Below are 9,979 nucleotides of genomic sequence, written 5' to 3' on the forward strand. Positions count from 1 at the left end.
GTCCGCTGAGTCAGCCATCAGAGGTTCCTGCTTCCCGTGTGCGCGTCGTCGAGATCGAGGTCGAGGCCGCTGAGGGCCATGCTGATGAGGGCGTCGGTGTCCATCTCGTCGATGGACGGCTCGTCGCCGGCGGTGGGTTCGGGGTCGCCGCCCGCCGCGCCGCCCAGTTCCAGCAGCGCGTCGAGCAGGCCGGCCGCGCGCAGGCGGGCCAGCGGGATGTCGAGCAGGATCCGCCGCACCTCGGCGTCGCCGTCGTCGGCCGCGCCGTCCGGCGCCAGCTCGTCGAGCAGGTAGCCGGCCACGTCGGCCGGGGTCGGGTGGTCGAAGACCAGGGTGGCCGGCAGCCGGAGCCCGACCGCCGAGCCCAGCCCGGTCCGGAACTCGACCGCGGTCAGCGAGTCGAAGCCCAGGTCGTTGAAGGCCCGGCCGGCCTCGATGCCGCCGGCGTCCGGGTGCCCGAGCGTCGTCGCGGCCTGGTTGCGGACCAGGTCGACGAGCAGGGCGAGCCGGTCCGCGGCGGGCAGCGCGGCCAGCTGCCGGGCGAAGGCTTCGGTGGTCTCCGGCGCCGGCGCCGCGGCCTTGCGGGCGGGCCGGGCCAGCGCGCGGAACAGCGCCCCGGCGCGGTCCTCGGTGCTCTCCAGGGACCGGACGTCCAGGTTGATCGGGACCAGCGTGCCCGCGTCCAGCGCGGTCGCCGCGTCCAGCAGGCGCATGCCCTGCTCGGCGCCGATCGGGCTGACCCCGGAGCGGGCCAGCCGGCGCAGGTCGGCCGCGGACAGCTCGCCGGACATCCCGCCGCCGACGTCCCACAGGCCCCAGGCCAGCGACTGCGCCGGCCGTCCGGTGGCGCGCCGGCGGGTGGCCAGCGCGTCCAGGAACGCGTTGGCGGCGGCGTAGTTGGCCTGACCGGGCGCGCCGAGCACCGCCGAGGCCGAGGAGAAGAGCACAAAAGCGGTCAGCGTACGGTCGCGGGTCAGCTCGTCCAGGTGCGCGGCGCTGTCGGCCTTGGCCCGCAGGACGGCGGCCAGCCGCTGCGGGGTCAGCGTCGCGAGCGCGCCGTCGTCGACCACGCCGGCGGTGTGCACGACCGCGCTGAGCTCGACGTCGGCCAGCAGGGCGGCGAGCGCGTCGCGGTCGGCGGTGTCGCAGGCGGCGATCCGGACGGTGGCCCCGGCGGCGGTGAGCCGGTCACGCAGCTCGCTCGCGCCGGGGGCGGCCGGGCCGCGGCGGCTGACCAGCAGCAGGTCACGGACGTCACGCTCGGTCACCAGGTGCTCGGCGACCAGGGCGCCGAGCGCGCCGGTTCCGCCGGTCACCAGCACGGTCCCGGCCGGCCCGAACGCGGAGGCCGGGGTGTCGTCGCCGGTCGCCGCGCGGGTCAGGCGGGCCGCGTAGACCACGCCGTCGCGGACCACGACCTGCGGTTCCGGCAGGGCGAGCAGGGCGGGGAGGGCGACGCTGCCGTCGGTGTCGGCGAGCAGGATCCGGTCCGGGTGCTCGGCCTGCGCGGAGCGGATCAGGCCGTGGACCGCGGCGGCGGCCACGTCCGGCACGTCACCTTCGGTGAGCGCGATCGCGCCGCGGGTCAGGACCGCCAGGCGCGTTCCGGCTTTCGCCGGGTCGTCAAGCCATTGCTGTACGGCGGTGAGCACGTCCCGGGTCGCCGAGTGCACCGCCGCGAGGTCGGCACCCCCGGTCACCTCCACTGTCATGACGTCCTCAGCGACCGCCTCGGATCCGGCGGGCACCGGGATCGGGGTCCAGTCGAGCTGGAACAGCGACGACTGGCCGGCCGCCGCGTCCAGCTGGGCGGCGGAGATCGCCCGCAGCGCCAGGGAGTCGACGGTCAGGACCGGGCGGCCGGCCGCGTCGGCGACCCGCAGCGCGACGGTGCCGGGGCGGACGGCGGTGAGGCGGATCCGCAGGTTGGCCGCGCCCGGCGTGCCCAGGGTGACCCCGGACCAGGCGAACGGGAGGGTGGCCCGCTCGCCGCCGGCCGAGGAGAACGTGACGGCGTGCAGGGCGCTGTCGAGCAGGGCCGGGTGCAGGCCGAACGCCTCGGGGTGGGTGCCCTCGGGGAGGCGGATCTCGGCATACACGTCGTCGCCGGAGCGCCAGGCCGCCCGCAGGCCCTGGAAGACCGGGCCGTAGCCGAGTCCGGCCTCGGCGATGCCGGCGTAGAAGCCGTCGACGTCGAGCTCCTCGGCGTCGCGCGGCGGCCAGGCGATCAGGTCCGGGGTGACCGGTGCGGCCGGGGCGAGCAGGCCGTTCGCGTGGGTGGTCCAGGGCGCGTCCGGGCCGTCGGCGTCGGCGCGCGAGTGCACGCCGACCGGGCGGCGGCCGGTCTCGTCGGCGGGGCCGACCACCACCTGGATCCGCACGCCGCCGCGGTCGGGCAGGGCCAGCGGCGCGGCGATGGTCAGTTCGTCGATCCGGTCGCAGCCGGTCTCGCGGCCGGCCCGCAGGACCAGTTCGACGAAGCCGGTGCCGGGGAAGAGCGCCACGCCGCCGATCCGGTGGTCGCCGAGCCACGGCTGGTCGCGCAGCGAGAGCCGGCCGGTGAGGGTGACGCCGCCGGTCTCCGGGGCCGGGATGACCGCGCCGAGCAGCGGGTGCCCGGCGGTGTCGGCGCCGGCCGAGGCGAGGTCGGCGGTGGCGCCGGGGGCGGGCTGGATCCAGTAGGTGCGGTGCTGGAACGGATACGTCGGCAGGTCGATCTTCCGGCCACCCGCCAGCAGCGGCGTCCAGTCGATCTCGACGCCCCGGGTCCAGGCGGCCGCCAGGCCGGTCAACAGCTCGTCGCGGGTGCGGTGCTGCAGCGCGATGAACGCCGCGTCGTCGGTGATCTGCCGGCCCAGCCCGGTCAGCGTCGCGTCCGGCCCGGCTTCCAGGAACGTGGTCACGCCCCTGGCCAGCAGGTCCGTGACGATGTCGTGGAAGCGAACCGTGTTGCGGACGTGCTCGACCCAGTAGTCCGGATCGGTCACGTCGCCACCGGCGGTGACCACCGGAATGGACGGCGTGCCGTAGGAGATCTCGCGGGCGATCTGCCCGAACTCCGCCAGCATCGGCTCCATCAGGTGCGAGTGGAACGCGTGCGAGGTGTTCAGGCGGGTGGCCTTCACGCCGTCGCCGAGGGCCGCGACCACCGCGACGACCCGGTCCGAAATTCCCGACAAGACCGTGGAGGCCGGGCCGTTGATCGCCGCGATGTCGACGCCGTCGACCAGGTCGATCGCGCTCGCCGGCGCGGCGACCGCGACCATCACGCCACCGGCCGGCAGCGCCTGCATCAGGCGGCCACGGGCGGAAACCAGCTTCACGGCGTCTTCCAGGGAGAAGACACCGGCCACGTGAGCTGCGGCGATCTCGCCGATCGAGTGGCCGGCCAGGTAGTCGGGCTTGACGCCCCAGGACTCCAGGAGGCGGTAGAGGGCGACCTCGAAGGCGAACACCGCCGGCTGGGTGTTCCCGGTCTGCGCCAACTCCTGCTCGGACAGCTCCCAGGGCGCCGGAAGACCGGTCGCGTCGAAGGCCGCCGCGAAGACCGGGAAGCGCTCGTAGAGGTCACGGCCCATGCCGAGGCGCTGGGAACCCTGGCCGGTGAAGAGCACGGCGAGCGAGCCGGGCGTCACCGTCCCGGTGATCCGCTGGTCGCCGAGCAGGATCCGGCGGTGGTCCAGCGCCGCCCGCGTCGTGAACGACGAGAACGCCACGTCCAGCGGGTCGCCGGGAGCGGCGGCCAGGCGGGCGGTCTGCGCTTCGAGGGCGTCGGCGGTCTTGGCCGACACCGCGATCGGGAGCGGGCCCTCCGCCGTACGGGAAACCGGGTTTGCGGTTGACGGGTTTTGGGCTTCCTCGACGATGACGTGGACGTTCGTGCCACTGACGCCGAACGAGGAGATGCCGGCGCGGCGGGGCTGGTCGGCGGCCGGCCACGCGACCGCCTCGCTGAGCAGGCGGATGTTGCCGGCGGACCAGTCGACGTGCGAGGACGGCTCGGTGACGTGCAGGGTGCGCGGCATCAGGTCGTGGCGCAGCGCCTGGATCATCTTGATCACCGCGCCGACGCCGGCCGCGGCCTGGGCGTGCCCGATGTTCGACTTGATCGAGCCGAGCCACAGCGGGCGGTCCGCCGGGCGGCCCTGGCCGTACGTGGCGAGCAGCGCCTGCGCCTCGATCGGGTCGCCGAGCACGGTCCCGGTCCCGTGGCCCTCGACCACGTCGATGTCGCCGGTGGTCAGTCGCGCGTCGGCCAGCGCCTGCCGGATGACGCGCTGCTGGGACGGGCCGTTCGGGGCGGTCAGCCCGTTGCTGGCGCCGTCCTGGTTGACCGCCGAGCCGCGGATCACCGCGAGGATCGGGTGGCCGTTGCGCTCGGCGTCGGCGCGGCGCTCCAGCAGCAGCAGGCCGCCGCCCTCGGACCAGCCGGTGCCGTCGGCGCTCTCCGAGAACGGCTTGCACCGGCCGTCCGGGGCGAGCCCGCGCTGCTTGCTGAACGCGATGAACGGCGCCGGGGTGGCCATCACCATGACGCCGCCGGCGAACGCCAGCGAGCACTCCCGGCGGCGCAGCGCGGTGGCCGCCAGGTGCAGCGCGACCAGCGACGACGAGCAGGCGGTGTCGATCGTGACGGCCGGGCCCTCCAGGCCCAGCGCGTAGGCGACCCGGCCGGAGATGACGGCCGCCGCGGTGGCCGTGGTCAGGTACGCCTCGGCCGCTTCCGGGGCCGCGGCCAGCAGATACTCGTAGTCCTGCTGGCCGGAGCCGGCGAAGACGCCGACCGGCTTGCCGCGCAGGCTCAGCGGGTCGATGCCGGCCCGCTCCGCGGTCTCCCAGGCCAACTCGAGCAGGATCCGCTGCTGCGGGTCCATGGTCAGCGCCTCGCGCGGCGAGATGCCGAACAGCGCCGGGTCGAAGCCGGCCGCGTCGTCGAGGAAGCCGCCCTCGCGGACGTAGCTGGCGCCGGCCGCGTCCGGGTCGTCGTCGTGCAGGGCGTCCACGTCCCAGCCGCGGTCGGCCGGGAACTCGCTGATCGCGTCGGTCCCGTCGGCGACCAGGCGCCACAGGTCGTCGGCGGACTCGACCCCGCCGGGGTACCGGCAGCCCATCGCCACCACGACGATCGGGTCCTGCTCCTCGGTCTCGACCTCCTGCAGCCGCAGGCGGGTCTGGTGCAGCTCCGACGTCACCTTCTTCAGGTATTCGAGGAGCTTCTCGTCGTTGCCCATCGGGGGTCACCGGTCCTTCGCGTCGCAGCGGTACAGGAGGTCAGGGAGGTCGCGGCTGCTAGAGGCCGAGTTCTTGGTCGATGAAGGCGAAGACGTCCTCCGCCGAGCCCGCGTCGAGCCGGTCGCCGACGGCCGCGCCGCCGTCCGAGCCGAGGGTGGTGGTGAGCCGGGCCAGGACCGCCTGCAGCCGGGCGGTCATCCGGTTCCGGTCGATCTCGTCGGCGGTCAGCTCGCCGGCCGCCTGTTCGAGGCGGTCCAGCCAGGTCAGGGCGTCGCCGCCGGTGTCGCAGAGCGCGCCGTGCAGGTGCTCGGCGAGCGCCGCCGGGGTGGCGTAGTCGAAGATCAGCGTGGTCGGCAGCTTGCGGCCGGTGGCCTGGCCGAGCCGGGTCCGCAGCTCGACCGCGGAGACCGAGTCGAAGCCCAGGTCGTCGAAGGCCCGGCCGGGGTCGACGGCGGTGCCGGAGTCGTAGCCGAGGATCCCGGCGACGCCGTCCCGGACCAGGTCGAGCAGGATCCGCTGCTGCTCGGCGGCGGGCAGCCCGTCGAGGCGGGCGGCCAGCTCGCTGCCGCCGGCGGTGTCCGCGTCGCCGTCGGCGAGCGCGGCCCGAACCTCGGCGAGCTCGTCCAGCAGCGGGCGGCGGCGAGCCATCGTGTACGTCGGAGCGAACGCCGCCCAGTCGATGTCGGCCACCACCAGCGACGTGTCGTCCTGTTCGAGCGCCTGGCGCAACGCGGCGACGGCCAGGTCGGCGGGCATCGCCGGGGCACCGATCCGGCGCATCGCGGCGGCCAGCTCCTCGTCGACCATGCCGGTCCGCCAGGCGCCCCAGGCGATCGCGGTGGCGGTCCGGCCGGCCGCGCGGCGGCGCACCGCGAGCGCGTCGAGGTAGGAGTTGGCGCTGCCGTAGGCGCTCTGCCCGCCGCTGCCCCACACCGCGGAACCCGACGAGAACAGCACGAACGCGTCCAGCTCCCGGTCGCCGAGCAGCTCGTCCAGGTGCTCGGCGCCGGCGATCTTGGCGTGCCCGACCTCGGCGAACTCGGCCAGGCTCAGCTCGTCCAGCCCGGCGAGGCGCTGGGCCAGGCCGGCCGCGTGCACCACGGCGCGCAGCGGGCGGTCCGCGGGGATCGCCGCGAGCAGGGCGGCGACCTGGTCGCGGTCGGCGATGTCGCAGGCGGCCAGGGTCACCTCGGTGCCGGCCGCGGTCAGCTCGGCCGCCAGCTCGGCGGCGCCGGTCGCGTCCGGGCCCCGGCGACTGGTCAGGACCAGGTGCTCGGCGCCCTCGGCGGCCAGCCAGCGGGCCAGGTGGGCGCCGATGCCGCCGGTGCCGCCGGTGACCAGCACGGTGCCGCGCGGGCGCCACTGACGCTTCACCGGCGCGCCGCCGGTGGGGGCCGGGACCAGGCGGCGGGCGAACAGGCCGTTCGGGCGGACCAGGATCCGGTCCTCCCCCGCTCCGGACACCAGCACCGCGCCGAGCCGGCGCAGGGTCGCCTCGTCGGCGTCGGCGGGCAGGTCGGCGATGCCGCCCCAGGTGGCCGGCAGGTCCAGGGACAGGCCGGTGGCCAGGCCCCAGAGCCGGGCCTGGGCCGCGTCGACCGGCGTCCGCTCGGTCTCCAGGGCCATCGCCCCGGCGGTCAGCAGCCAGAGCGGCGCGCCGATCTCGGCGTCCAGCAGGGCCTGGACCAGGGTGACCGTGGCGGCGGCGCCGCGGGTCAGGGTCGGGTGCCCGCCCGGCTCGCCGTCCAGGGCGAGCAGGGACAGCACGCCGGCCGGCGGCTCCACGGTGCGCAGCCGGGCGGCCAGCTCGGCGCGGCCGGGGTCGGTGACGTCGAACTGGACCACCTTGTTGCCGCGGCGGGTCAGTTCCTTGACGACGGCGGCCGAGCGGTCCTCGCCGGGCGGGGCGACGACCAGCCAGGTGCCGGTGCGCGGGGTGTCGGCCGGCTCGGCGAGCGGGCTCCAGGTGAGCCGGTAGCGCCAGGAGTCGACGGTGGTGCGCTGCTGGTGGTCGGCGCGCAGGGTGGCGATCGCCGGGAGGGTGGCGCCCAGGGCGGCCGGGTCGACGGCGAGGCGCTCGGCGAGGTCGGTCCACTCCTGGCGTTCGATGAAGTCCCAGAAGGTGGCGTCGAGCGGGTCGGTGGAGGCGGTGGCCGGGGGCTCCTCGGCGGACCAGTAGGTCTTGCGCTGGAACGCGTAGGTGGGCAGGTCGGTCTTGCGGCCGCCGGCCAGCAGCGGCGTCCAGTCGATCTCGACGCCCCGGGTCCAGGCGGTGGCCAGGCCGGTCAGCAACTCGTCCCGATTGCGGTGCTGCAGCGCGATGAACGCCGCGTCGTCGCTGATCTGCCGCCCGAGCCCGGTGAGCGTCGAGTCCGGGCCGGCTTCTAGGAAGGTAGTCACGCCTCGGCCGAGCAGGTCCGTGACGATGTCGTGGAAGCGGACGGTGTTGCGGACGTGCTCGACCCAGTAGTCAGGATCGGTCACGTCACCACCGGCGGTGACGACCGGGATGGTCGGCGACGAATAGGCGATCTCGCGGGCGATTTGTCCGAACTCTGAGAGCATCGGCTCCATCAGATGCGAGTGGAACGCGTGCGAGGTGTTGAGCCGGGTCGCCTTGACGCCCAGCTTCGCGACCAGCGCTTCAACTTTGTCCGAAATTCCCGACAAAACCGTCGACGCCGGCCCGTTCACGGCCGCAATGTCGACACCGTCAACCAACTGAATCGCGCTCGCCGGAGCGGCCACCGCGACCATCACACCCCCGGCCGGCAGCGCCTGCATCAGCCGGCCACGGGCGGAAACCAGCTTCAGCGCGTCGTCCAGGGAGAACACACCCGCCACGTGAGCTGCGGCAATCTCTCCGATCGAGTGACCGGCGAGGTAGTCGGGCTTGACTCCCAGGGACTCCAGGAGGCGGTACAGGGCGACCTCGAAGGCGAAGACTGCAACCTGGGTATGGACCGTCTTGGCGAGCTCGGCTTCGTCCGTACCCCAAGCAATGTCTTTGATCTTTGAGCCGGCCTGGTCGAAGGCCGCGGCGAAGACCGGGAAGCGCTGGTAGAGATCGTGACCCATGCCGAGGCGCTGGGAGCCCTGGCCGGTGAACAGGACGGCCAGCGGGCCCGGGGTCACCACGCCGGTGATCGGCCGGTGGTCCGCGGCGAGGCCGGCGAGCAGTTCGTCGCGGTCGGCGGCGAGGACGACGGTCCGGTGGGCCAGCGCGGCGCGGGTCGCGAACGAGGAGTGCGCCACGTCCAGGAGCGTGTCCGCGGGACGGGCCGCCAGGTGCGTGTGCCAGCGGTCGAGCTGGGCGGTGAGGGCCTCCGGCGTACGCGCGGAGATCGCGACCGGAAGCGGACCGGCCGGCGCGGCCGCGGCCGGGACCGGCGCGACCGGCGGCGCCTGCTCCAGGATCACGTGCGCGTTCGTGCCGCTCAGGCCGAACGAGGAGACCCCGGCCCGGCGCGGGTGACCGTTGTCCGGCCACGGCCGGCTCTCGGTCAGCAGGCGGACGTGGCCGGCGCTCCAGTCGACCACCGTGGACGGCTCGTCGACGTGCAGGCTGGGCGGGAGGACGCCGTGCCGGATCGCCTGGACCATCTTGATGATCCCGCTGACGCCGGCCGCGGCCTGGGCGTGCCCGATGTTCGACTTGATCGAGCCGAGCCACAGCGGACGGTCCGCCGGACGACCCCGGCCGTACGTCGCGAGCAGCGCCTGCGCCTCGATCGGGTCGCCGAGCACGGTCCCGGTGCCGTGGCCCTCGATCGCGTCCACTTCGTTGGCGGTGAGCCCGCCGGTGGCCAGCGCCGCCTCGATGACGCGCTGCTGGGACGGGCCGTTCGGGGCGGTCAGGCCGTTGCTGGCGCCGTCCTGGTTGATCGCCGAGCCGCGCACCACGGCGAGCACCTCGTGGCCGTTGCGCCGGGCGTCGGAGAGGCGCTCCAGCAGCAGCAGGCCGGCGCCCTCGCCCCAGCCGGTGCCGTTGGCCGCGTCCGCGTACGCCTTGCAGCGCCCGTCCGGCGCGAGCCCGCGCTGCTGACTGAAGCCGATGAACGAGGCCGGCGTGGACATCACGGTCACGCCGCCGGCCAGCGCGAGCGAGCACTCGCCGGCGCGCAGCGACTGCATCGCGAAGTGCAGCGCGACAAGCGACGACGAGCAGGCGGTGTCGACCGTGACGGCGGCGCCCTCCAGCCCGAGGCTGTAGGCGACCCGGCCGGAGACGACGCTGGCCAGCCCGCCGGTGCTGCCGCCGACGCCGTAGTCGTGGTAGACCACGCCGGTGAACACCCCGACCCGGCTGCCGCGCAGCGACTGCGGGTCGATGCCGGCCCGCTCGAACGCCTCCCACGACGTCTCCAGCAGCAGCCGCTGCTGCGGGTCGGTGTCGGCGGCCTCGCGGGGACTGATCTTGAAGAAATCCGCGTCGAAGTCCCCGGCGTCGTGCAGGAATCCACCCTCGGTCGAGTAGGTCCTGCCCGGCGTGGCCGGCTCCGGGTCGTAGAGGTCGGTGGGCCAGCCGCGGTTCACCGGGAACTGGGTGATCCCGTCGCGGCCCTCGGCGACCAGCTCCCACAGGTCCTCGGGGCTGCTGACACCACCCGGGAAACGGCAGCTCATCGCGACGATGGCGATCGGCTCGCGGGCCTCGTCCTCGAGTTCCCGCAGCCGCCGCTGGGACTGCTGCAGCTCGGCCGTGGCGCGTTTGAGGTAGTCACGAAGTTTGTCGTCGTTCGCCATC

The 9,979-nt window shown here is 74.7% G+C and carries 2 protein-coding genes; both read right to left on the bottom strand.

Features of this window, described 5'->3' with window-relative positions; all coding sequences use genetic code 11:
* Positions 1 to 17: 17 nt before the first annotated feature.
* Positions 18 to 5,192 carry a type I polyketide synthase gene (locus L3i22_RS41530; RefSeq protein WP_370644565.1) on the bottom strand — a complete coding sequence of 1,725 codons (5,175 nt, stop codon included), beginning with the start codon at positions 5,190 to 5,192 and terminating at the stop codon, positions 18 to 20.
* A gap of 97 nt (positions 5,193 to 5,289) precedes the next feature.
* Positions 5,290 to 9,978 (bottom strand): type I polyketide synthase, encoded by a 4,689-nt coding sequence (locus tag L3i22_RS41535; protein ID WP_221322916.1) that lies wholly within the window; start codon positions 9,976 to 9,978, stop codon positions 5,290 to 5,292.
* Position 9,979: the final 1 nt, after the last annotated feature.

Origin of the sequence: Actinoplanes sp. L3-i22 (assembly GCF_019704555.1) — a bacterium.
Taxonomy (GTDB): Bacteria; Actinomycetota; Actinomycetes; order Mycobacteriales; family Micromonosporaceae; genus Actinoplanes.

Excerpts from the sequence above, each read along its gene's own strand:
- L3i22_RS41535 (WP_221322916.1), bottom strand. The coding sequence starts at position 9,978 with ATGGCGAACGACGACAAACTTCGTGACTACCTCAAACGCGCCACGGCC.